Annotated in this window: 27 protein-coding genes; 2 read left to right on the plus strand and 25 right to left on the minus strand. The window is 61.4% G+C overall.

The features are described 5' to 3' along the window. Positions 1–65: 65 nt before the first annotated feature. From F8197_RS29045 to F8197_RS00325, 24 genes are all read right to left on the minus strand, one after another. Complete coding sequence (locus tag F8197_RS29045) at positions 66–320, minus strand: AAA family ATPase (RefSeq protein ID WP_373996743.1); 255 nt, start codon at positions 318–320, stop codon at positions 66–68. 287 nt (positions 321–607) lie between these two features. Continuing rightward, entirely contained in the window at positions 608–3,475 is a 2,868-nt protein-coding gene (locus F8197_RS00215) for a conjugal transfer protein TraG N-terminal domain-containing protein (RefSeq protein WP_152878985.1), read from the minus strand. Between the two features lie 11 nt (positions 3,476–3,486). Further along, positions 3,487–4,884, minus strand: a complete 1,398-nt coding sequence (locus tag F8197_RS00220; RefSeq protein WP_152878987.1) for a conjugal transfer protein TraH — start codon at positions 4,882–4,884, stop codon at positions 3,487–3,489. Positions 4,885–4,886: 2 nt separating this feature from the next. After that, on the minus strand, positions 4,887–5,684 hold the full coding sequence (locus tag F8197_RS00225) for a conjugal transfer protein TraF (protein ID WP_152878989.1): 798 nt from the start codon (positions 5,682–5,684) through the stop codon (positions 4,887–4,889). Next, a complete protein-coding gene (locus F8197_RS00230; RefSeq protein WP_152878991.1) occupies positions 5,681–6,052 on the minus strand; it encodes a hypothetical protein in 372 nt (123 codons plus the stop codon). Before F8197_RS00230 ends, F8197_RS00225 begins: the two co-directional genes overlap by 4 nt. Positions 6,053–6,085: 33 nt before the next feature. Beyond that, on the minus strand, positions 6,086–7,165 hold the full coding sequence (locus F8197_RS00235; RefSeq protein ID WP_152878994.1) for a conjugal transfer protein TraN: 1,080 nt from the start codon (positions 7,163–7,165) through the stop codon (positions 6,086–6,088). Between the two features lie 9 nt (positions 7,166–7,174). Beyond that, the gene (locus F8197_RS00240; RefSeq protein WP_152878996.1) at positions 7,175–8,173 is read right to left on the minus strand and encodes a hypothetical protein; all 999 of its coding nucleotides are present in this window, start codon (positions 8,171–8,173) and stop codon (positions 7,175–7,177) included. Further along, positions 8,170–8,802 (minus strand): type-F conjugative transfer system pilin assembly protein TrbC, encoded by a 633-nt coding sequence (gene trbC / locus F8197_RS00245; RefSeq protein WP_193333288.1) that lies wholly within the window; start codon positions 8,800–8,802, stop codon positions 8,170–8,172. Before trbC ends, F8197_RS00240 begins: the two co-directional genes overlap by 4 nt. Before the next feature lie 87 nt (positions 8,803–8,889). Continuing rightward, positions 8,890–9,921, minus strand: a complete 1,032-nt coding sequence (gene traU / locus F8197_RS00250; protein WP_152878999.1) for a conjugal transfer pilus assembly protein TraU — start codon at positions 9,919–9,921, stop codon at positions 8,890–8,892. Beyond that, entirely contained in the window at positions 9,905–10,534 is a 630-nt protein-coding gene (gene traW, locus F8197_RS00255) for a type-F conjugative transfer system protein TraW (protein WP_152879001.1), read from the minus strand. Before traW ends, traU begins: the two co-directional genes overlap by 17 nt. Further along, on the minus strand, positions 10,521–11,039 hold the full coding sequence (locus F8197_RS00260; RefSeq protein ID WP_152879003.1) for a S26 family signal peptidase: 519 nt from the start codon (positions 11,037–11,039) through the stop codon (positions 10,521–10,523). Before F8197_RS00260 ends, traW begins: the two co-directional genes overlap by 14 nt. 9 nt (positions 11,040–11,048) lie before the next feature. Next, positions 11,049–11,288 carry a hypothetical protein gene (locus tag F8197_RS00265; protein ID WP_152879005.1) on the minus strand — a complete coding sequence of 80 codons (240 nt, stop codon included), beginning with the start codon at positions 11,286–11,288 and terminating at the stop codon, positions 11,049–11,051. A gap of 7 nt (positions 11,289–11,295) precedes the next feature. Continuing rightward, complete coding sequence (locus tag F8197_RS00270) at positions 11,296–11,685, minus strand: TrbI F-type domain-containing protein (protein WP_152879007.1); 390 nt, start codon at positions 11,683–11,685, stop codon at positions 11,296–11,298. Next, complete coding sequence (gene traC / locus F8197_RS00275; RefSeq protein ID WP_193333289.1) at positions 11,682–14,282, minus strand: type IV secretion system protein TraC; 2,601 nt, start codon at positions 14,280–14,282, stop codon at positions 11,682–11,684. Before traC ends, F8197_RS00270 begins: the two co-directional genes overlap by 4 nt. A gap of 1 nt (position 14,283) precedes the next feature. After that, positions 14,284–14,871 (minus strand): type IV conjugative transfer system lipoprotein TraV, encoded by a 588-nt coding sequence (gene traV, locus F8197_RS00280; protein WP_152879011.1) that lies wholly within the window; start codon positions 14,869–14,871, stop codon positions 14,284–14,286. 13 nt (positions 14,872–14,884) lie between these two features. Next, positions 14,885–15,754, minus strand: coding sequence for a DsbC family protein (locus tag F8197_RS00285; protein ID WP_152879013.1), 870 nt, complete (start codon positions 15,752–15,754; stop codon positions 14,885–14,887). Further along, entirely contained in the window at positions 15,732–17,024 is a 1,293-nt protein-coding gene (locus F8197_RS00290) for a TrbI/VirB10 family protein (RefSeq protein ID WP_152879015.1), read from the minus strand. Before F8197_RS00290 ends, F8197_RS00285 begins: the two co-directional genes overlap by 23 nt. Continuing rightward, positions 17,017–17,712: a type-F conjugative transfer system secretin TraK gene (locus F8197_RS00295; RefSeq protein ID WP_193333290.1), complete on the minus strand. Its 696-nt coding sequence runs from the start codon at positions 17,710–17,712 to the stop codon at positions 17,017–17,019. The genes F8197_RS00290 and F8197_RS00295 overlap by 8 nt, the downstream gene beginning before the upstream one ends. A 28-nt stretch (positions 17,713–17,740) precedes the next feature. Beyond that, positions 17,741–18,322, minus strand: coding sequence for a TraE/TraK family type IV conjugative transfer system protein (locus tag F8197_RS00300; RefSeq protein ID WP_152879019.1), 582 nt, complete (start codon positions 18,320–18,322; stop codon positions 17,741–17,743). Positions 18,323–18,324: 2 nt separating this feature from the next. Further along, positions 18,325–18,609, minus strand: a complete 285-nt coding sequence (gene traL / locus F8197_RS00305; protein ID WP_152879021.1) for a type IV conjugative transfer system protein TraL — start codon at positions 18,607–18,609, stop codon at positions 18,325–18,327. Between the two features lie 9 nt (positions 18,610–18,618). Then, positions 18,619–18,942, minus strand: coding sequence for a TraA family conjugative transfer protein (gene traA, locus F8197_RS00310; RefSeq protein WP_152879023.1), 324 nt, complete (start codon positions 18,940–18,942; stop codon positions 18,619–18,621). Further along, complete coding sequence (locus tag F8197_RS00315) at positions 18,939–19,580, minus strand: hypothetical protein (RefSeq protein WP_152879025.1); 642 nt, start codon at positions 19,578–19,580, stop codon at positions 18,939–18,941. Before F8197_RS00315 ends, traA begins: the two co-directional genes overlap by 4 nt. Continuing rightward, the gene (locus F8197_RS00320) at positions 19,544–20,029 is read right to left on the minus strand and encodes a lytic transglycosylase domain-containing protein (RefSeq protein ID WP_152879027.1); all 486 of its coding nucleotides are present in this window, start codon (positions 20,027–20,029) and stop codon (positions 19,544–19,546) included. Before F8197_RS00320 ends, F8197_RS00315 begins: the two co-directional genes overlap by 37 nt. Positions 20,030–20,420: 391 nt before the next feature. Further along, positions 20,421–21,623, minus strand: a complete 1,203-nt coding sequence (locus F8197_RS00325) for a DUF1173 domain-containing protein (protein WP_152879029.1) — start codon at positions 21,621–21,623, stop codon at positions 20,421–20,423. Positions 21,624–21,869: 246 nt separating this feature from the next. On the opposite strand from F8197_RS00325, the gene F8197_RS00330 reads away from it, so the two are divergent. Both F8197_RS00330 and F8197_RS00335 read left to right on the plus strand, forming a co-directional pair. Then, positions 21,870–22,718: a helix-turn-helix domain-containing protein gene (locus F8197_RS00330; protein WP_152879030.1), complete on the plus strand. Its 849-nt coding sequence runs from the start codon at positions 21,870–21,872 to the stop codon at positions 22,716–22,718. A 135-nt stretch (positions 22,719–22,853) separates the two neighbouring features. After that, positions 22,854–23,201 carry a TrfB-related DNA-binding protein gene (locus F8197_RS00335; RefSeq protein ID WP_152879032.1) on the plus strand — a complete coding sequence of 116 codons (348 nt, stop codon included), beginning with the start codon at positions 22,854–22,856 and terminating at the stop codon, positions 23,199–23,201. A gap of 108 nt (positions 23,202–23,309) precedes the next feature. Here F8197_RS00335 and F8197_RS00340 read toward each other — a convergent pair whose 3' ends face one another. Continuing rightward, positions 23,310–23,441: a transposase domain-containing protein gene (locus F8197_RS00340; protein WP_152879034.1), complete on the minus strand. Its 132-nt coding sequence runs from the start codon at positions 23,439–23,441 to the stop codon at positions 23,310–23,312. Positions 23,442–23,451: the final 10 nt, after the last annotated feature.

Genomic DNA, 23,451 nt, shown 5'->3' on the forward strand with positions numbered 1-23,451 from the left:
ACGCAACATCTAGCACAGGCAAATCGTTGCCGCGAACACGGGACGCTTCAGGAGATTTAGGTTGTTCAGTGTACTGAAATGAACATCTCTAACTTAGGTGGTGGCTTTCCATAAGAACGTTTACCATCTAGCATACGAACAAACTCGTAACTGGTGGTCCAGAGCACCTGACGGATGGCATCGATCACAGTCGACTTGCCGGCGTCATTTTCTCCAACCAGGATATTTAGACCGGGGGCAAGCTCCCAATCTAGCGCGGGTACAGCTTTACCATCGCCGAACACTCGAAAATTTCGGGTTTGAATTTTTTTGAGATACACCGGACAGATGCCTATGGAAAAGTGGGGTTTTGCACCAACACGTCGTCGCCTAACACATTAAGCACGTCGGCTACCATCCTTGGCGCAACACAAGTGAATGGATGATAACAAATTCTCTTGAGAAAAATCTCTCACATTCCCACTGCACAAGTAGTATCACCAAATTTTCCATTTCTTCGATATCTTCGGGGATAAATATAGTGCAGACGGAAAAGGCGATAGGCCCGATTTTTGACGGCGAAATCGAAGAAGTCTGCGGGTTGCGATGTCGCATCTCAAAGATCGAGCTATTTGTCCATGTCGTCTTTAAACAATTGCCGGTGAGTTTTGTCCTGGTGCTCTGCCGCACTACCCGGGGATGGCGACTCGCGTGGCCCTTTAAGCCCCGGTATCTGGGAGTCGCGACGAAGTTCCTCGGCCGCCTTGCTCCTCGCTTCCGCCACAGCCGGCTCGATCTCTTTTTGCTGATGGTTGAACTCCTCAAGGCTTCGATCAACAGCAGCATTCACTTTTTCCTCCACCTCATTTTTTATCGTCTCTTGTTTGTATCCTTGTGCGCCTGCGGCACCTTTGTTCCTGCGATGTGCGCCAGCGGTACCATCAGTGACCTTGCCCTGGTGGCGCTGATGTTCAGCCTCCAGCGACTTCCCGGACAGGGCAGGGGAGCGTTGCTGCACGTCCTCGAGCTTGGTTGACACCTGCGATGGCGTTGGCATCGCATCAAAGCTGGTTTCCGCCAGATAGGTTGCGGCCATGCGCGCTGCGCGGTCCGGATCGGTCTGGTAGAGCATGTTGAAGGCGTCGAGTTTTCCGTCCTGGTGCAGGCGGTCTGCCAGATAGCCGGTGTAGTCCATTGACGAATGCAGCCATTGTTCCTGTACCGTGCTCGCTTGATGGGAAAGGCTGAATGCTTGCGAATGTGCCGCCTCGGCATTGCGACTATGCTGGGTGGCCTTGGCCAGCGCTGCTTCCTCGCCCTGTACCGATTCCGTGCGGTTCTGCTTACCCCACTGGTACGCTTCGGACGTGCGGAACTCCGACGAGAGTGCCTGGTCAGTGGAGATGTTCCTGCTGTGGAGCTGATCTTTCGCGAAATTGACGGCCGCGTCAAAAGTCTTTTGCTTACTTGTGTCGTCGATTTTCTGGGAGTTGATACTGGTTTCAGTGCTCGCAGATATTTTGGCTGAAATCGGGAGGGCGGATGGCGTACCCAATGCAGCTTCTACCGACATTCTGCCGCCCGTGGCAAGAGTACCTACTATGCGCTGGCCTACCGAGCTGGCGGAGGTCAGGCCCAACCTTTCATTGACGTTTTCTGCGATCTGCTGGAGCTCCGATACGGCCTGACCGCTGCGGGTACCGTGGGAGGCGTCGTTGGTGTTGCTGGCGCCATGCTGATCGGTGAAAGCCTTGACGATGCCCATGCGCTCCACCAGGGCGGCGGTGCGCATCTGCGAAGCTGCGGTTGTTTCGCGCAGTGCCGTTTCTTCGCGCTGGCTTGCTTCGCTGTTCAAGGCGTTGCCGATTTTCTGGCCAAAGTTCGCACTCAACCCGAGCGTGCTCTGGTTCCCCTGGAAGCGGAATGTGCCATCGCTGCCGAAAATAGAGGTGCCAGCAGCCGAGCTTACGCGGCTGAATCCTGACGCCATCGTCGGCGCTGTGTCGTAATGGTTGGCGTTGACGTTGTTGCGAGCGACCGTATCGAGAGAGACGTTGCCCTGGCTGATATTGCCAGTGGCGACGCTGGCTGCGGCACCGTCGACCGCCGCCTTCGACGGGCTCATGATGGCGCTGAACAAGGCCGACCCGCCAACATCGCCGCTCTTGACCAGGGCGTACGCTATCGCCGGGAGGCAGAGCGTCAGATAGCCGGCGATCGCGGAATCCGACAGGCCGCGTTGGCTCATCTGGCCTATGTTCACCAGGTTGACCGCAGCACTGGCTGTCGTCGATTCAGCGATGCCGACAAGCGTGGCGCGGGAGGCGCTGGTCATGGCAAAATTCAGGATCGCATACAGCGGTGGAATCAGTTGGACCCAAACCAACGACATCACGTAGGCCTTGAATAATTTTCCCGCGTGCTCGCCAGAGACGATCAGCAGCAGTATCACGATGGGAAAAACTGCGTAGCAAATCAGTTCGATGACATTGCGGATCGCCGGCGCCGCGCGCTCGGCAACCCTGGCCATCGTCAGGTAGTTGGTGTTGGCGGTTACTTCGGCTTGTGCCTGGGCAGCGCCGACTATGGCGGCGCTTGGCGCGTCCAGATTCTGTGCTGAAATCAGCTGCGAATCGCGTACGGCGTTCAGTGTCATGTTCTGGCGCAGCATGTCGGTCGATGACTTGGCGATGTTCGTCAGGCGCGTGTAGGCGCTGGTAATTTGCGAACTCAGTGCCGCGCCGGCCGCGACATTGTCGATAATGTGCGAATTGAGGGCGCGGCCGCGCGCCTGCATGGTCTGCGTGATTTCGTTGCCCCAGCGAGTGTTCAGGTCATTGTAGGCGGCGGCGCAAACCATGCTTCCGGTCGGCGACGTCGATATCCTCGTGCTATGGGTGTTGGAGGTTTCGGACATCGCGGCCCACGCATCGTCCGCCCGCGTGAAGACGTCTTGCGGTATGCGGCCGTTGATGATGTCGTAATATGTACAGCTGTTGATGAAGGTGGTCAGGTCATCGCGGAACGACGCATTGATCGGCACCGTCTGCAAGGAATCGACCAATATCGTGTTGCCGAACATGATGCCGTGTTTCTGGAATTGCAGGTCGTCCGGGAGTGCGAAGACAGTCTCGAACGTGCGCGTGAGCGTATCGCCGACATGCGAGGTGACGGATGCGAAGAACGCCAGTCCGATCGGCACATTCGAGCGAACGGTGGGCGGTGCGCTGCCAGTGCGGTCGATCAGCACCACGTCGGCTTTGGGCACAAGCAGCAGCGAGTGTATCAGCACCACCAGCATGAGCCAGCGGAAGAATTCGACCGGGTCTTGCGTCTTGCCGGTTGCCAGGCCCGCAACAAAGACCAGGAAGGCGAGCATGGATACCAACCGGAAGACGTCGAGGTAATCACCGCTGGCAGTGATGGCGGCGATGCCATCCATCAGCGTGGCCAACTGGTCGACGTTAAAATAGGCGTAGACGTCAAAAGTTGCCATGGCATGCCTCGCTATCTTGCGCCGGTTGCAAAGCGCAGATTGCCTGCCAGGCTGGCCGGCAGATTTGCCATCAGGTTGCGCTCCATGTAGATCACTTCTTCCGCGATCTTGTTGACCGATTCAACTTTCGAATAGGCTAGGCGCACTTCTTCGCGCGCGTCTCCGCGCAGCCGGTCCACGTTGGCGGACATGGTTTTCATGTCATCGATGGCGAGGGCGGGCGCACCGGCCGAGGCTTGCGAATAGGCTTGCTTGATCTGGTGGGTAGCCTGCACGATGTACTGGTACGCATATTCCGCAGCAATCAGGTCGGCGTACTTGCCGATCCAGATTACATCGAGGCCGACATTGGGTAGCGACGTCGATACGGCCAGCGCCTTGTAGACCGGCAGGCCGGTGATGTTGATGAAGGAGATCTCGTCAGGAGTGAGGGCGACGTTGGCTTTGAACTTCTCGGCAATCGCGATCAGCTTGCTTTCAACCTTTTGCGCAAATGGCGAGACCACAAGCTCGTCATCCGACAATACCAGGCATCCTTCCGGCGTCGTGCTGTCGACGCAGCCGTAGATGGGCAGCTTTCCATTCTCATTGCCGCGTATGAATTGATGAATCGTGATCGCCTTTGGCTCTTTATATAACGGAGCTTGAGTTGAAGCGCGATCCGAGGAAATAATTGTTGTCCCTGAAAGCGCCATCAGGATTTTCCGGTCATCATTATCCAGACCCGCAAGTCGGGATAGTGCGCGCCAGGCGATGTTGCCGGGTTGGACTTGCACTTTGGTGGCGGGATCAGTCACGGCGGCAATGGCGGAGTCGGTTTTATCATCATCCCCCTGCATCTCTGCACGGGCCTCGCTGTGGTCCGAGAAAAGCCCCGTAATTGGCGCCGTCACCTTGGCGAAGTACTGGGCAGAGCGCTGCCAGTCGCCACTGGCGCCACGTGCCAATGCTTCGCCGGCTTCGCAGGAATTGATGTTGGTACCGTTGAGATCTTGCGCGGTTTGCTGGAGCTCGGTGAGGGTCTTGTTGATTTGCGGGCTGATCGAATCGAGCGCCAGCTTGAAAGCGTAGGAGACTGCGCTCGAGCCGATATTCTTCATCATGCTGACCAGCTGCGCTTTTGAGATGAACGAGAACGAGCCCGCATACAGGTCGATGCCGCCGCATCCCATTTTCAGGCTGGGCAGTTGGGCGGCCACGGGACTGTAGTTGCGCTGCGGTACACGCATGAAGAGATTCCCGCCGGTGACCATGTTCATGCCTTGGGCGCGATAGGCGCCGGGTCCGGTGACATTTCCAAAGGCTCCCATGTCGTCGAATAGTTGCTGCATGCCGTTGTCGCCAGCGCTTGCTGCCTGGGTGAGCACTGCTGCCGCTACGGCGCAGGCAGCAATTTTTTTCCTAATCATGATCAGTACTCCTGGCCTAGTTGGGTTGAGGTGAGCACATAGATACGTTCGACTAGCTCCTGCAGCGACAGCACGCCATATCCGATCGGCTGGATACTGCCTGTGCGCTTGTTTGCCAGGAACACGGCTGGCACGGTGGTCACGCGCAGGTTTTCGGCAGAGCCGTTGTCTAGCCTGGCGTTGGGGAACTCGGGCAGCGTGCCGCCGTCGAGCGATACCGGGAAGATCTCCATGCCGGAACTGCGCTGGTACATGCGCAGGATGGGCGCCAGCTGGTGGCAGTAGGGGCAGTTGCTTCTGAAATAGAAGAACAGGCCGTGGGTTTGTGCCAGTTGAGCGGAGACGGCAATGCGTTTGCTGTCGCGCTCTACGTCATACGTGTTGATCGCCATGGCGTTGGTGGGCCGGCTGCGCAGGCTGTAATCGAGTTCTGGCGTGGTCCAGACTGTGCGGCGGAACACGTCGGAAAAGCGGCTGGCCCGGTCCATCGCATACTGTTGCAGGAACAGGTATTCCTTTACCGCTGCAGGGCTTTGCTGTTCCACGGCGATGTCCAGCAGGCGCTCGATTTCCTTGCCCAGCTGCTTGTTGGTCATTTGCTCGTAACGCTGCGTGGGCGCGGCTTTCGGATCGTCCTGCGGTTCCTCTTTCGCTGGTTTCGGCGGCGCATACCAGAGGAAGCCGCGGTCAGGATCAGTCCAGGTCGAGCCGCGCCAGTAGGTCGCGGGTTCCTGGTCCGCGCCGGCCGCGCTGGCGACGCCGGCGGCGATCAGCAGCATTGTCATCATGAGCAGCTTCATTTGCTCCTCCGTGCGGTGTTGGCAGGCGGATGGCCGTCGGCGCAGACGCTCATCTGCGTCGACCAGGTGTAGGGCGCTGGTTGCGTGGCGCCGGGTGGCAGTGCGTCGTACTGGGTAAAGTCCAGTTGCAGCCGGGCGCAATCGGCTTGGCCGAACAGGTAAATCCTCTGAACGGCCAGGTGCAGCTTTCCAGTGGCGTTGAGGCGGCGCCGGGATTCGTCGGCAAGCAGGCCGCCGATGGTGGCTGTGGCGTGGCCGTGGGCGATCGCTTGCCGCACCACCTGGGGTGCTTCCTGCTGCTGCGGTTGCTCATCGGCGCCAGCCGCAGCCGACACGGCCACCAGCAGTGCTGTCAATCGGCGTTTCATCACGTTCTCCTTTTTACGTCTACTTTTACTTTTTTATTTGCCGAAGTAAGAATCGACCTTCTGCGCCGCACGACGGCGGACATCGCCTTCGTTGGGCGCCGTGGGGACGATGTCGGCGTAGAAATCGCTGAAGTCGACGGTGGACAGGTCGATGGCCTGGAACTGTGCGATGGTGATCCCCTGGCACGACGGCGCCTCAGGCGTGCCCCAACCGAGGCCTGGCAGTTGCATCCTTGCCGCCTCGTTGATCAGCCTGGATATCTTGCTGTTGAAGCAGCAGTGCGTCTCTTTGCGCTGCACACAGATGCGTGCCAGGCCCAAGCGGATTCTCCTGGAGCAGTAATCGCCCACGTGGTGGCACAGGCGGTTGTTGCGCTTCAGGGCCACCAGTACGTCCTCTTTGTCGCATCCCTGCATCTCTTGCACCACCATGGCCGACATGACCAGCGCCAATGCTGCGGGATCGGCGCCCAGTACCAGCGTGGACTTCATGCCACCGCCGGAGAGGATGTCGAACGCATAGGCGCTGCCGCCGGCAAGGGCCAGATTGGTGAGGTCTTTACCCGACTTCGATGCGTCCTTGCAGCAGTTTTTCAATGCGCTTTTCGCGCAGCGGCTGTCGTGTCCCTTGAATACCTGGAAGGTCTCTTCGTCCACATAAACGCCCGCCTCACGTGCCACCTCCATCCCGGCTACAGCTTTGGCGAAGTCAGGATCGGGTACCGCGCCAGTGTCGAAGCAGTGGCCCTCGATACAAAATTGCTGTGCGCCGCAATCCACGGCGGTGCTGCTGCTTGCTGCCTGTGTCTTGCACGCATACTCGCGCTGCTCGGTGATGCATTGAAGTGCGCCGCCGGCTGTCACGCCTTCCGTGCAGACCGATTGCTTCAAGTCGCAGCCTTTGGCGGCGATGGCACTGCACGTGTCGGTTGCGCCGTCTTCGATACAGGCGTACTCGATGGTGTTGCGCCAGCATGGGCGGGTCACCTCCATGCCGTCGATATTCACCGTGGCCGGCCCCGACGAACAGGTCTGGCTCGCGATGCCGCATTGCGTGGCTGCTGCGGCATCGCACGAGAAGAGCAGGGCGGCGAGGATCAGAAAGAGTCGCATCGTGGTGCCTCATTGGGTGATTGCGGGGCCGTTGTTCAGGGCAGCACACGCGCTGTCATCCCAGCGATCCTGGAATACCGGGACGCTGGCTTTGGTGGCATAGCGGCCATCCGGCGTAAAGCAGTTGTCGGACGTGCGCGGCGCGTCCGCGCACGTCTGCGCCGGCGCGCGCGGTGGATCCAGTCTGGCTGGCGTCGGCGGCGCCGTGCAGGCAGAGGCATCGTAGCCGTGCCGCACATCGTTTCCTGCACAATCGCGATGCCGAATGGTGACTTCAACTCCGGTGCCGTGGCCGAAGTCGGCGCAGGATCCGTTCTCGCTGCGGTAGGTGCTGGTGATGGGCAGCGCCAGGCTGTCGCCCCGCACCTGGCCTGGCGCACAGCGGCCGTAGCGAAGATCGGCGCCGGTCTGGTTGGTGTAGGGCTGCCAGCTGTACGTGACCGACAGTGTCGCGCTGCACTGTGTCTCCGTCACCACGCGGTCGATGTCGCATCGTTCCGTTCGAAAGCGCTCGGGCGTGCTGGTGGTCTTTTCAGTACAGGCGGTGTAATTCCCGCTCAGTCCCGACATACCCGCCGTATGGGTTTGCGGCGCACTACGCACGTCATTGCTACGAACGATCAGTGGATCGTTCTGCTTGTCGATGGTATAGGACGGCCGTTCGCCGGGGTTACGCGCGACATAGTTGACGGTATCGCACTCGGCGTTCTTGTACCCGTCACTGCCCGGCACATACGCGGCGCAGGCGGCCACCTTGTCCTGTCCAGCTGCAGCAAGGTTGGCGCCATACAGGCCCGTCAAGTCGCTGGTAGTGGCGCCATCCTGGCCGGGTACCTGCGCCAGCGCGTTCGGCTCGATGCCGTTCCTGATGCCGGCGTTGGCAGGTTTATAGGCCTTGCCGTCGGCGAATGCCTGCTCCTGCGTGGTCTGCGCCAGCGCGGGGTGCACGCACGCGCTCAGGGCCAACGCCAGCAGTGAGATCGCGCGATTGATGGCGTGCCGGTTCATGGCGTGCCTCGCAGCTGTTTGAGTCGTTGTTCCGCCAGCGTGGCGAAGCGCGGGTTGGCCTGCCTAGCAAGGTGCTCGAGCGCATAGTCGAGCGTCACATCGCCGGACACGCGGGCAAAGGTCTGTTGCGCGTCGCAGTCCTTGGCGCAGCTCTGGCCCTGCGCTGTCGGAGCGGCGAGAACGAACGTGGGCACCTGGTCGACGTTAAAGCGGCGAAACAGCGTGGGGTCAATCTGGAACTGGGCACCAGGGTGTTGACGAATGACTGCGGCCGTCATCTCCGCCGTTCTTGTCAGTGACCCGTCCACCACGCCGCGCAGCACCAGCGTGGCCCCCGCCTTGCCGGCCTGCGCCGCAAGGCGTTCGAGGGAGGACTTTGGCATCGACAGCGAGACCAGCACGAACAGCGCAGCCTCCGGTTGGAGCGGGGGCGCGTAGCGCCTGGCGATGTCGGCGGGATCGGGTGCTGGCAGCGGAACGGGCAGGGGAACAGCAGCGCCCACGTCGGGTATGGCCTGGCGAAGCTGGCGCGATTGCTGGTCCGCTTTGTCAATCGCGCCCGCCGAGCGTGCGGCCAGCTTGTCGGCCTCGCGCGTGATCGCTTCGTCCGCCGGGAGTTGCTGCGCCATGGCTGTGAGCGAGGCGGCAGTTACCAGCACGACTCCAAGGGCGCTGCCGGTTCGATGTATGGATCGCATGATGGTGACTCCTCACGGCTATTTAACCCAACCGTAGATGCGCTCGCAGCAGTTACGCTTGCGGTACATCATGTAGGCGAAATCCTCGCCCTTGATCGGGTACTCCTTGCCGGCGCTCCACAGGTGCGTAGTGCGGCCCAGCGGCTGGCAGCAGCGGCCATCGACGCCCTTGCCCTGAGCGCTCGGATACAGCATCGAGTACTTGTAGATGCGCTTGTCCAGCACCGGTGCCGGGTACATGCCGCACCAGCCGGGGATGCCATTGCCTGCGAAGGCGAGAAATTCCCGATGTAGCTTCATCGCGTAGCGCTGCAGGATCAGGGACGAGGCCTGCACACCGCCAACGTGCGACTGGACGTGGCCATTCAACGGGAACATCGATCCCTGGCAACCGCCGCACCATTGCAATGCCGGCATTGGAAAACCGAGCGTGGCCGCCACGCAGTCGGCGCCGCACGCCGCTTGCGCAGCCGGGTTGGCGAACAGGAACACGTCGGGATTGAGTATCACCGCCAGTTCGTCGTCGTTCCATGCGGGATCGAGTTCGGTCACATAGGCGAGATCGAAGCCACCCTGTTCCAGGCAACTGGTCTCGGACAACACTTCGAGCCAGTACAGGACCGGGTTCACGTACCAGTGCGCCTGGTAAATCGAGGTGTTTGACGCCCGCCGTCCATAGTTGCCTTGGGAGACGGCCGGCATGGGCGCGGAGAAGCTGTCGCCCATCGTGTCGCCGCCCAGCGACGTGAAGCACCAGGGCGTGCGGGTGACGTCAACTTGGCGCGCAGGTTCCCAGAAGCCGATGCTGATGCCGATCTTGCCGAACGGCGGCGGACCGCACGCGCATACCGGCGTGCCGACATTTTCAATATCTTCCTGTCCCATTTGCAGGATCGGCGCGCTCCCGATGCTGATCGGGAAAATGCACGACCAGCAGATGTCCGTGATGGGATTCATGAACTTGCCGCTGCATGCGGCGCTGGCAGGCTGCCACGCAATGGTCCACCACAGCGCAGCTGCCGCGAATACGAATTTAGAGAGCGATTTCATCGATTCTCAACCTTTTCCCATCCTGCACCACGATGGCCGGCACATGCCGTATGCCCAGCTTGCGGATCAGGGCGCTTTGTTGATCGAAATAGACGGGCGTCTGCCATTGGCGCATCAGCTCGAAGTAGCTGCCGCCGACCAGGATCGGCTTGGCCAGGCCGGCGCGCCCGTCCAGGTAACGCTTGGCGAACGCCACCTGGTTTTTGTCGCGCGCGTCAAAAAACACCAGTGGGCGATGCAGGCCCACGCGGTCGAGCGGGTTGATGGTGGTGCCGGCCGCCACGAGTATCCGGCCGCCTTCGTCGGTGATGTTTTCCTCGACCACGAAGGTCGGGTCGTAATACAAGGTGCGGGGCTTGCGCGCCCTGGTTACGGAGCGCAGTGGTTCCGGGTTGACCAGCTTGTGCTTAATTTTCTCGGCTTGCTGCTGCTGATGGCGCAGCGCCTCGCCGCTGGCCACCTTGGCGGCCACGCGCTGCTCGATCCACGCCAGCATGTCCGGCTCGCGCACCGGATACGTAGGACCGATCTTGTCGTAGTCGGCGGCCCATGCAGGCGAGAGGGCTGTCACTGCCAGCACCAGCGCCGCGCTAAGGTGCTTAGAAGATCGCATATGCTGTCCCCACAATGCGTGACGAGGCAATGAGTCCGGTAATCCGGTAGCGGCTATCGAGGCTGTCCGGGTGACTGGCGGCGGCGTAGATATACCCGGCCGGAATCACGCCTGGGGGGATCGGCGCCAGCGGGATGCCGTGCCGGCTGGCAGGCTTGGCGTAGCCCGCAAGCTTGCCGTCGATGTACACAGAGCGCTGCGCGACCGTCACGCATTGGCCGGGCAGGCCGGCCACGCGCTTGACGAACAGCCAGTCGCGCCGGTAGAACTGGTCGCGCTGCCATTCGAACGCCACGTATTGGCCCACGCGTGTCGGCTGCGTGCCGAGCACCACCAGGTACATCGATTCCGGCAGGCTGTTCGACATGTTCAGCGCCAGGCGGTAATGGCAGAAGGTCCACGCAAAGGCCGCCGATGCCAGGCCGTACAGCCACCAGCGGCGCCGCACATGGCGCGCCAGCACCGACAAGGTGAAACGGGTGCGTGTATAAGCCGGGATAGTCATGGGCGCTCCTCACTCGCTGGTGGCTGGCATGTCGAAAAATGACGGACCATTTGCGGCGTCGCACAGCTCGAACCAGTAACCGAAATCGTCGTCGTGCGCGGTACCCGTGGCGTCGCCTTGCTTGAGACGCGCCACCACGATCTCCAGCAGTTCAATCAGGTCTTGCGTGCTGCTATGCCGGGTGCCCTGAACCTTGACGGTGATCTGCTGCAGCGGGTAGGCATGACCCACCCATTCATCGTGTGCCATGGCATCCTCACTTCCTGCCCAGCCGGGTCATGAGCGCCGGCGTCAGGTCTTCCAGTTCACCAGCGACCACGGCTTCGCGCATCAGCAGCACGCAATCGCATTCGGCGCTCAGGGCGCGCACCTCGCGGTCCAGCTGTTGGCCGAAGTCGCGGGTACGGGCCAGTGCACTGGTCCTCGCCGCCGGGTTAGTGCCTTGATCGGCCAGCAGGGCGACCGTCTGCTGCTGATTGGCGCGCACGACAGCGGCGAGGTCGATCACGGCGATCCTGGCGGGGCCGGAGCGGTTATGCAGGGGCGGCGCCAGGGCCAGCGCCACCGCGACCAGTGCTGCCGCTGTGGCGCACACGCTGGCGGCAATCCACGGATTGATTGGAGCCACCCTCCCAGATGTGTTCATGACGTGCTCCCGCTGCGCTGTGCGCGTTCCTGCAGCACCGCGTTGATGGCTTCTGTCACGCCGAGGCCCGCGTCGCGGTGGCGCTGGATATCTTTCCAGTCGGTGGGGTCGGTGCTGTAGGCCAGCAAGGTAAAAGGATCGACGATCAGGCGGCCGATGCCGGCGCCCATCGGGCAGCTAATGTAGATCTCCGAGTACAGGCCCTGTTCGGTCTTCAGCGACATCACGACGCGCTTGGTGGCCTCGTCGAGTTTGAGCTTGCCGCCTCGGTCGAGCTGTTCGATCGACTCCTTTTTTTGCTTGAGCAGGAACAGCCAGTCCGAGTTTTCCAGTGCGGCCTGCGACGCCGGATTCTTGTAGTAGTCCATCACCGACTGCGTCAGCGTGCCGAAGGCGCCGCCGTACTTGCGGGCGCGCCGGTATCCCACTTCGATGAACTTGCCGGAGTTGGCGCCGTCCATCAGGTCCCAGGCCTCGTCGATGATGCAGATTTTTTTGCGGTCGCGCCGTTCGTGGTACATCGCCTGCGTGATCCGAAACATCATGATGAACAGGATCACGCTTTGCAGGTCCTTCTTGGAGTTGAGCTCCTCGAGTTCCAGTACCACCAGATGCTTGCTGAAGTCGACATTGCTCTTGCCGGTAAAGTACCTGCCATACATGCCCTCGCGCGTGTACGGGAACAGCTGGTCGCCCAGCTTGCGCGCATCGCGGTCCTTGCTGCTTTTGAGCGCCTGGGCGATGTCGCTCACCTCCATCGCATTGCCCTTGAGGCCCCACTGGTCGATGATGGCGATTTCGATCAGCGAGCGGTCGTGGTCAGTGAGCGTGCCGGAAGGCGATGCCATTTGCGCCACCAGCGGCTTGATCATCTCCATGTCTTCGATGATGTCGACGATGTTGTCGAACGGGTTGACGCAGATGGTCAATTGGGCCTGCTTGGCAAATTCGATGAATTCGCCGTTGTAGCGGCGGCAGATTTTCTCGTAACTGCGGCCCACGTCGATGATGAATACCTTGGCGCCCACGCCGAGGTACGACGTCGCGATCTCGTTGCCGAACATCGACTTGCCGGATCCCGACGACGCGGCACAGGAAAGATTGTAGTTTCCTCCCCGGTTGTCGAACAGGTCGATCGTCATCAGTTGGCCGCGGCGCCCGATCAGGTTGAACACCGGTGTGCTGGTGCCTTTCCATTCGGCGATCAAAGGCGCCAGGTTGACCGCGTTCATACTAGTCTTGCGGCAGCTCAGTCCCTTGCGCTTGTAGAATTTCTGCATGGTGGGCGTGTACCCCAGCGGCAGCGAGGTCAGAATGCCGGGCACCTGCATGTACTGCATCGCCACCAGGTTGAAGCCGCGTGCGCGCCAGATTGAACGCGCAGCCGTTTCCGCCGCCTCGATCTCGCCGGGCGGCGCCATCAGCAGCACCTGGTGGTACATGTCCACTTCGCCCATGCCGGCGGCATAGGAGCGGTTCACGGTGTCCCAGTCGCGCTTCTTGTCCTGGAATTCCGGCAGAAAGCGCGACATGGGCGAGCTGGCATTGGTGGTGGCGCGCGCGCCCTTGATCTGGGCGACATTCTTGTGGTCGGCCTGTTCGAGTACCTGGATGCCCATTGTGATGACGAACGGGCACGGGTAGCCGAGCTGGCCCAGGTAATAGTCGCCGATCAGATTACCCATGGCCCAGAGCGGAAAGTCCTTCGGGTAGCCGGTCACGCTGTACAGGCGGCTGTGCACTTCGCTCGCTTCGCCCGGCAGGCCGTAGCGCAGCGATTTGCCGTCGTCGGTTGGTACGCAGACCGTGTCCTGGTCCACGATCTGGTGGCGGATCAGACGCCCCGGATCGTAGGACTTCTTGTAGTGGGCCGAGCGGGTCAGCAGCTTGTTCGGGTTGGTCAGCTCGTAGCACCAGTTGATCAGGTCATTCGGGGACCAGTTCCAGCAATCGAAGTTGGCTGCCTTCAGCGTAGCGTGGATGCCGTCGCGCATGCGCACCAGTTCTTCAATCACCGTGACGTCGCGCGGGTCGCAGTGGCGCGCAATCGACAGCACCAGCCGGAAATCGCGCACCAGCATCGGGATGTGCGGAATGAGGCGCCGAGCGGTGCCGCGCATGTAGTAGTCGATACGGTGGCGCGCCATGGCGCGGAAGATGTCGGCGCTGCGCCGTTCCCCTTCATCGGGCGGCGCGGCTTCGCCATTGTCGCGCAGCAGCGCGTACAGCTTCATGCGATCAATGATGCGCGATCCGCCGTACAGGCTGACCTGCATGAAGGTGCCGCCTGGCGCCGAGGCGATGATGGGTGCGAGCACGTTGATCATCTCTTCGGTGGCGCCGGTCTGCGGTGTGAGTTCGATCACCATGCCGAGCGCCTCGCTGCGTCCTTTCGGATCGCGCTCTCCCGTATCGAGGACGAACAGTCCGTCGACCTCGTCGTAGGCGCAGTGGGGCAGGAGAGCGCGAAAGCTTTCCGTGTTGGTGATCTCGCGCATGGCGCGTAGCGGTGACGGCTGGTACGGCTCCGGGTCCCCGCGCGACAGTACATCCACCATGGGTGCGAGCAGGCTTTTGAGTCCCGTGTGCAGGTTCATGTCAGTCTCCTGACTCGGCTGGAACAATGGCTGCGTCACGCGCAGATTGTTGCGCCTGGGCGTCGTCGCGCACGTTGGCCAGCTGGCCGGCCGCCGGGCCCCGTGTTGTGGTACCCGCATCAGCTGCCGGCACGCGCGCAGTGCCCAGCGGCTGCAGGCGGCGTATGGTTCTCTGCACCGTAGCGGCGCTACTGTGCTCCACTTGCCACTGGCCGGGGGCGATCATCATGTAGAGATAGGACTGGTCGTGCAAGGTATCGTCTTCGTCGCGCCATGGCGCCACCCAGATGCGCAGCATGCGCGGCTGGCTGCGGATCGGCATGCCGGCGGCCATGACAGGTAGTGCCGACGTGCCAGGGCGCGCGGGCGCAGCGTCCGTCGCCGGCGCTGATGTACCCGCGCGCGCTCGCGGCCGCAAGGCGGGCAGATTGTTCTGCTGGGCGTTGGCATAGACGCCGCTGACCGACGTGCACGAAACACCGTCGGGCGCCTTGCACGCGAACTTCTCGTTTCCCGTCAGGCCCGTCATGGACAGGCAACCCGACAGCAGTGGCGCCGCCAGCAATGCACACGTAAGTCTTGGATTCATGGCAATCTCCGGTTCAGGGGCGCGCCAGGCGTTCTTCAAGTTCGGCTGCGGACATGGCGCCGGCGGCGCTGCCGCCGTTGCCAAACAGGATGTACGGGGTGCCGCTGATGCCAGACCGTTCGGCCAGCGCCACGTTGCGCGCGATAGGCGTGGCACACGCTACCGACGTGGGTAACTTGGACGCCTTGCCTGTCTGGTTGAACTGGCGCCACGCTGCCGCACGGTCTGCATGACACCAGATCGCTTTTGCCACTGCGGTGGCCTGCGGGTGCAGCGAGGCGAGCGGAAACAGGAAGGTGTAGACCGTTACATTGTCGAGTTTTGCGAGTTCCTGTTCCAGCTGCCGGCAGTACGGGCAGTGGGGATCGGAGAACACGGCCAACTGGCGCGCGCCGCTGCCACGCACGGTCTTGATGGCGTCTGCGAGCGGCAGGTCCTGGAACGTGAGCCGGGGACGGTCTTGCTTCTCCTGCCGCAGTGCGCCTTCCTTGCTCGCAGCGGTCAGGTCGGTCTGGGTCTGCATGTCGTACAGGTGGCCGAAGATGAAGTGCCTGCCCTCGTCGGTCATGTAGGCCACGTTGGAGCCTATCCACACCTCCCATAGCCCGGGCACTGGCGTGCGGGCGATGGCGCCAAAGGTGGTGGAAGGGTAGCGCTGCGACAGCAGCTGGCGCATTGCCGTCTCCGCCGTGTCTGCCGTGCCGGCCTTATTGCTCGAGTCGACAGGGACAGCGTGCGGCGCCGCCGCAGCGCGGGTAGCGTAGTCTTGTACGGCACTGGCAGCGCCATCGGGCGCGGCGCCGACAGCCCCGTAGCTGGCCAGCAAAGCGGCCGTGGTCAGCAGCACGCGCGTGCGGGTGCTATTCGTGTTCAGGGTCGACATCGACTTTGACTCCTTGGGTGAGGACGATATCGACCACGCGACCGGCGTCGATCTCGATGACTGGAAACATCTTTTCTGCGAGCTGGATGTAATACGTCGCCAGGCGATCGAGCGCCCGGCCGACACCGCTGCCTATCCCGGACTGGAATTCCTGGCCCGGCTTGATCGAGTTGGTCGATCCCAGCGGGGACACCGACTGCACCGACGACGATCGCTCCAGCCCGGTGCCGATACCCGCCACCACGCCGGCCAGCAGGGCGTTGCCGAGCACCTGTCCCTGTTTGCTGACCAGGCGCCCACGCATGCCGGCCTTGCCGTCTTCGCCGACGATGTAGCCCTTGATCGGTACGTCGAGCACATGGCCGTCTTTGGAGACGCAGGACAGCGACTCGGTGCGGATATAACCGCGTTCGCTGCTCAGGTCCCCGTAGCCGGCGCCCGTGATCAGGCACTGCGCCCAGTCGTAGCGGTAGCGGTTGGGCAGCACTGCAAGGTCATGTAGTTGCAGCAGGACTGGGTGGGGATTGGACTGCGACTGGCCTCCGGTCGGTGCGTCGAGCCCGGAGAGCAGGATTGCCTGGCCGAACATGCCCGCTGGCAGATAGTTCTGCGCGGTCTTGCGTGCGGCCCTGGACTCTGGCGAATTGGCCACCGCAGCCGGGGCTGCGCTGCGTGTCGCTTCCGGTCCCCGACCGAGTCTCACCGTCAGGATGCCGCCGCTGATCGGCGCCCCCGCGTTCCTGGCACCCTGGCCGGGTAGCTTTTGACCTGGTGCACTCGCTGTTTGCGGTGCTGGCTTCGGAGGTGTCTGCCCGGGCACCGGTGCCGAGGGCGTGCCGGCCGGGTAGCCGCTGCTCGTCTTGTCGATCTTCTTCTCGTATTCGGCCAGGCGCCGGTCAAGATCGGCATCGCTCATTTTCTCGGGTGTCTGCTCTGGCGTTTTTCCGGCCGCGTTGTCGCGGGTAGCGCTGCCCGTACTGCGCGCGGTCAGGATGCGGTTCTCGTTTTCCAGTATCGCCAGCTTGGCCTCCATCGAGGTCAGGCGGGAATCCGATACGCCGCGCCAGGCGTCTTGCGGATCGACCTTGTCGCCGGGCGCGATGTAGCTCTTGGTCTTGATGTCGGCCTTGGATGTGATACCTGCCTGCGGCGCCGCATCGGAGGTGAAGTAGACGCCGACGGACGCAATGGCGAGGATGCCGAGCAGGACGCCGCCAAGCAGAACGTACTGCTTGCGCCGCGCACGCGTGGTGGGCGAGGGCTTATTCATGTTGGGCCTTCCTGCGGATGATGTACAGGCGCGTTGACGCCTCAGGCGCCAGGTTGAGCTGGTCGAGCGCGATCACGTGCACGCCCTGGCGGTAAAACTCCCGTTCATCGAGCACCATCGGGGCTTGCGAGACGTTGGCGATCAAGTAGCGTTCACCGACCATGTCGCCGCTGCTGTACCTTGTTTCGAGCAGCATTGATGCCTCCTGCCAGAGGTCGAGCTTGCGGCCTACCTGGGTCACCTCGATGTCCACGGGCAGTTCGTCGCCAGCCATCACGCTGATGAGCCGCTTTATCGCCTTGTCGTACGCGCCGGACTTGAAGTCGTTTTGGGCGAGGGCGCTACGCTGCCTGGGTTGCTTGATGATGATCGAGTCGGCCGGCGCGTCGACGATCTGCAATACCAGGGTGTAGGTATTGCCGGCGTCCGTGGTCAGGAAGCCGTTAATCGGTTTGCTGGCGCCGTCCGGCACCGTGAGGAAGACCTGCCCGGTTTCCTCGTCGGGGTCGATGCCCAGTTCTCCCTCGCGCACACGCAGCGAGGCGACGCGGCCATGATCGACCGCCAGCCGCGTCATTTCCTTCTTGGACAGCTTGGCGTAGACGGTACTGCCATCGCCGCCCTCGACGATCTGGACGGCCTTGGCCGGAGCGCAGGACAACGCCAGGGCAGTTGCCAGTGCTATCACCACTGCCACCGACGCGCGGGCAGTGCGACTATTTTTTTTCAGCGAAGGGATCATCGAGGTCTGCCTCGTGGTGGTTGGTGATGTAGAACCGGCCGCCGGTGTGAACGAAATCGATCACGTAAGCCTGGCGCCGGGGCGGAAATGGTTTGCCTGAAACGATGGTGATCAGGTCGCCCGTGATGGCGACGCGGCGGTTGCGCATGTCGGTGCTGATCTCCCTGACCGAGAACATCGAGCTCGATCCATCGCGCTTGACGCGCATCTCCTGCAGGTCGCAGCGCTTCTTGTACGTGTCGCGGTCGCGCGGTAGCACGTAGGTCAGGTACTGTCTGCACGCGGTCTTGACGGTTTCGGGCGTGACGTTCAGGGACAGGCCGTTGATGAATTGGCCGAGGTCTTCGTAATACGATTGCGAGGCGTCTTCGCTGCTGATCCAGAAAGGGCGCGTGATTTCCGGCGGCACGAACGCGGTCTTGGTTTCGCCGGTTTGCGCGAGCACCGTGCTTGCCAGGATGATGATGGCGACGATGCAGCCCGCCAGCATCCAGCGCAGCATGCGGTTCTTGTTTTGCTCGTCCGAGAGCTGGCCGAGGTAGGAGTGCTTGTCCATGGTCAGCCTATGAATTCACGGGTGGACGATGGCGGCAGCGAGGGAAACGGAAACACAATCTCGCTGGGCAGGTACCAGTACATGATGTGGACCACGTACATGCGGTGCTTGCCGGCCTTCTTCTTGCTGTACCAGCGTGCGCACCAGACGCCGATCACCACCCCCAGTAGCAGAAAGCCGGACAGGATGCCGAAGACTACGCCGATCATGAAAATGATGGTCTGGTCGAAGTCCCACCACAACATCTTGGGCGGCTCGTCGTGCTTGGTGGGGATGGCGAAATCCATGGCGTCACCTCAAACGACCGCGGTCAGGATAGATTCGATCAGGGACGGACCGAAGCCGATGATCAGCGCCAGGACCAGGCCGAAGATGGCCGGCATCGGGTTCTGGCGCGCGGCAGAGAAGCCGGCGCCGATCAGGAAGGCGGCGATGGCGAAGATCTTGCCGAGGTAGCCTTTGGCCCAGCCGACGATCAGGTCGTAGGTTTCCTGGAATTCGGTACCGGTCACGCCCGCGTGGGCGCTGCTCATCAGTATCGCGATTGCCGCCAGTGTCAGCGCCACGCTCAGATGACGTTTGCTCACCAGGGGCGAGCGGTGTTGGACGATTGTGTTCACTTTGCATTTCCTTTCATGTGGACATCAGCAGGGGGAGTGAAACGTACCGATCCCCGCCGCTGCATGGCCTGTTCGGCGCGTGCAACCGGGCGTGGAGCGGCGACCTCTTGGCGCTCGATCATCTGGGCGCCGGGAGCCAGGCGGGCGACGATGCTGCGCATCGCCCGCGCGCGGGCCGCGATGACGGCACGCTGTCCGGCAGGCGGTCCAACGAAATCCGAGCGGGCGGTCATCTCGACTTGGCCGTTTGGATGCGCCTGCGCCGTCCTAGACAGCAGGTGACGGTCTGCATTGCTCACCCGCGAAGAATTGAAGGGAAAGCCGATATCGACGGTCAGCTTCACGTCCTCCTTTTCTCCAATGCCGACGGCTGCGCGGGCGACGGGTGTCGCTGTCGGCACTGGCAAAACAGCTGTCTTCACGCTCGGCACGGGGCAGGTCGGCACGGCGCAGTACACGTACCGCGTGCTCTGGCCAGTTCCGACCTGGGTGGTGATGTCGAACCGTGGCGCGGGCAGTGCTGACGTGCGCGGCGCCGCCGCAGTCACTGGCGGCAATGCGGATGTACCGCACGCGCACAGCGAGGCCGCCAGGCACGCAATCAGCGCGCTGCGTTCAAGTGTCTGTAAATTTTCCATGCGTACTCCATCCGTTTGGATTCGCTAGCTGCGTTATAGGCGCCCACGGCTTGCCATGTATCGCCGAAGCGGCGCACGTTCTTGGCGAAGATCCATGCGCCCACGTGGACGTTGGTGCAGGGTTCAAGCAGGTCTTGCTCGGTGATGCCGAACTGGCGATGCAGCATCGGCAGCCAGCTGCTGTTGATGCCCATGCAGCCGATGTCGTAGGTGCCGTTGCTGTTGACGGAATGACGTGCGATACATGCGCTAGATGACTCTTGCTGGGCAAGTGCGCGCAGGATGTCGGGGCGGGGCAGATTGAAACGTTTGCCGGCGTCGTCAAAGCACTGGCGAGGAATTTCCTTCGCGGTTGCGCAGGTGGCACAGGTGAGAAGAAGGGCGGCTGCGAGGTAGCGGCCGGGCAGAAATCCCTGTCCATCCTTTGTGTTTTGGAAATTCGGGCACATCTTGTGTCTCCCGCTTATTGTTTTGTAGCGAGCAATAAATTTCGTATAAAAGCTCGCGTCTATAGCCAGTTTTGATCAGTTAAATTTGCGCGTCAAGACAATTTGGATGGTTAAAAATTGCGTTTGATGGAAGTCATGTCTGCCGATTTCAGCCTTTACAACGCGAGATTTCCTGCATGGTTTTGCACTTTCCTTTTGAGTGATTTTTTGGTGGTACTGCGGCGCGGAAGTTGTCTGAGGGGACAAGGCCTGCTGGTACTTGAGGTGGACAGGTCAGGTTCTTCAGTATTGACGAGGCCTCAGAAAAACGGGGCCGGAAACGTCGCTAGCGGTGGTGCGGGCTGCGCGAACTACGCGGGCGTGCCGAAAGGGTGCGCCGTATCGAAGGGCTTTAAGCTGGTCGTGCAATGTGCGGCATGTCCCCGGACTCCGGATGCCATACCCAGGCAGTCATCTTGCTGCCGTCGATGAGCTCTGCCAGTGCCGCTGCATAGTCGTCGCCACTGCCAATTGGCGGAACGAACATCGCCGTCGGTGGCTTGGTGTCCGCGAGTACGGCAACTGCGAGGGGGCGGTTCTGCGGCAGGTTGTATCGCAGTCCTATCAGGAACCGCCTGCCATCTGCGGTCAGCATATCGAGTAAGCTTTTTTCCGCACGGTTCTCGAACGGCAGCCAATTTTCGGTGGTGGCCATCAAGGCCATTTCCTCGATGGTGGCCACGCCAGCCTGATTGACGCCGAAGGTCGCGATGGTGACCAGGTGGGTGCCGTCGATGCTTCCCCACAGGCTCAATTCCTGGTCGAAGCGTTTAAGCAGGCGCTCGTTCATGCCCGGTCCCAACATGAAGGGGAAGTCCGCCGAATGCCGGACGACGAGTTTGTGCCCGTTGCGGGACGGCGCAAAATCCTTGACCTCGGCGATCAGTACCAGCAGCCTGCGCTGGCCTTGATGGCCGCCTGTCTGGGCGACTTGCGCCAATTGAGCGGTACGCCGATGCGCGATGGCCTGCTTGCGTTCGAGCGTGAACGGCTCCGGGATATACAAAAGATCTGAGAGGTCGTAACCTTTTACCTGCTTATGCCGGGCCGCTTGCAGCAGGTACTTGCGCAGCACGGCCCAATGGCGCTTGCCATGCATGGCGGGCGACCACTTGTGAAAGCCGGCTTGCTCCCACAGGAAGTGCAGCAGGGCGCGCAGCGACAGCTTCCTGGCGTCGGTCTTGACGCTGTCAACGTCACCATCGTCAGGCTTGGGTGCTGCACGGCCGCCCGACTTGGTGAGCGCAAACTGCAGCTTCAAGGTCGTGGCGTCGAGGTCGGGCACTTCGATGATGGCCGACTCCAATACCTCGCCAAGCCCTGACAATTCCGGGGGCGGCTCGTACGAGGTGCAAACGGGATCGTGGTCGTCGGCGGAGTAGGGCATGCGCTTGATGACATAGCGCTCGTCGATGCGGGCGACGTACATGTCGACCCCGCCCGGGCGGCACAGGCATTTCGGACGTTGCCTGGCGCCATAAGCAGCGGCGAGCAGCGTCTCAAAATTGTGGTCGCCTTTTTCGACTGTAGCGCCGCCGATTTTGTAGAGCGTCATGAAATCCTCGCAAACAATATCGCTCGGGAGAGCAGTACGCCCACGATTCGAGTGGACGTGAGTTGATCATCGTGCTCCGACTGTGCTCCGACGATTTGCGCTATATGCTATTTTTGATCAATCGCTTCCATCTTGCGGAAACGTTGCGGTCCCGCTAGATTGGCTTGCTACAATTGATTTCACCAATTCATTGTTGTCCAGCATTGGCGCCGATCCGCCAGCTGCTTTCTCCTAGTGAGGAAAAATATGCATGTGCCCGATACTGAAGGCAGTTCCGCGTCCATCGTTGACGCTGTGGGGGAGCTGCTACTGCGCCACGGGGTTCCTTCGCGTCAGCGCAGCAAGAAGTTGGCGGAAATTCTGGGCCTCAGTTATTCGCAGGCGCACCGCAAGCTTAATGGCGGGGTGGACTGGACCATCGGCCAAGTGCGAACGGTGGCCGATTTTTTCAACGAGCGTCTCGATAATGTAGGTTTGGGAGGGGCGGGTGGCGGTAATGCGACCGATGCCTCACGGGCGACGCTGACGATGGGTGCCGATGGCGCCCGGTATCCCTGTATGGTGTGGATCGGCGAGCAACTGAGCACCAGGGCGAAGGTTGACTTCGTCGTGATCGCGGAGGGCGACGGTTGGGCAGTGATTGAAAGTTCCAGGTGCCTCGACGATGCGGCGCGCTATCGCGTCAATAAGCTGGAAATCGTTGTCGAGAACCCATTCGCGCCGACCGTGGCGATCGTTGACGATGAGCGCGGCTTTGCTGACAGCCTGTGCGATTATCTGAACGATAGCGGCTTGCGGGCGGTTCCTTTCTATGACTTGGCGTCGTTTGAGCGGTCAATGGCGGAACGCGAGTACGATGGCTATGTGATGGACTGGATACTCGGTGAGCGGACGTCGGAGTCACTGATCAAAAAAATCCGGTTGTCTGAAACTAACGCGGTGCCGATATACGTCCTCAGCGGAAAGGTTGCCAGCGGAGATGTGGCCGAGGCTGAAGCAGCGCGTGCGATCCGGCAGCTCGACGTGCACTGGCGCGATAAGCCGATCAGGATGGCGACGTTCGCTGCGGAGCTGCAGAAGACCTTGGGTGCGTAGCAGGCTGGATACCACGGCTTGCAGCCGCCGGTATGACAGGTCACGGCTTTATTTTGTGTGCATGTTTGTACGGCGCGCGAATGCCCCACCCTGATGCCGCCGGCGGCATTCCATAAACCCTGTCAGGAGCAAGACATGAAGCTAGTTCGCCTTTCGGCCAAGGACTTTGCGCGGATCGCTTCGCGAACCCGGTTGGGGCCGGCCGCAACTGCCATGGCTTCCGGCATTCTGGTTGAGCGGAGAGGCTTGACTGAGGTCGCTGCCGAGCATGGCGTTACCAAGCAACGTGTATTTCTGGCGGTGGAGTCGGTTCGCAAGGAGTATTCGAACTCGCTTGAACAGTGTGGGAGTTTAGCCGTAGAACTTGAATTGCCCCACACGCTGGCCGCGCCGCTTGAGCAGTTTGTGTTGGCACTTGACGCCCAGGAAAGCGGCGAGTTAAAACTTGCCATGGTCAGAAGATTGGCCGTGGCGCTCGAGTAAGGTTTTTGTCGGATGGAGAATCCCGGTAAGCGTCCGCTCAGCGCCGTCTTTAGCGCTCGGGCGGTTTTGATCGATGATGGCGTCACATCGCTGGGAAGGGGCGTGATCTCAAAGGGCTGCTGGGAGGTTGCAATTCCAAGGCCATAAATTATTAACCTGATGGACGGGCTGATCGGCGATATGCGTAAGCACATGACGTAACCACGCCTCCGGGCGGCACGTTTCAGCTTGGCACAACATTAGCGGAGGC

Source organism: Duganella sp. FT27W (assembly GCF_009295655.1).
Taxonomy (GTDB): Bacteria; Pseudomonadota; Gammaproteobacteria; order Burkholderiales; family Burkholderiaceae_D; genus Rugamonas; species Rugamonas zoogloeoides.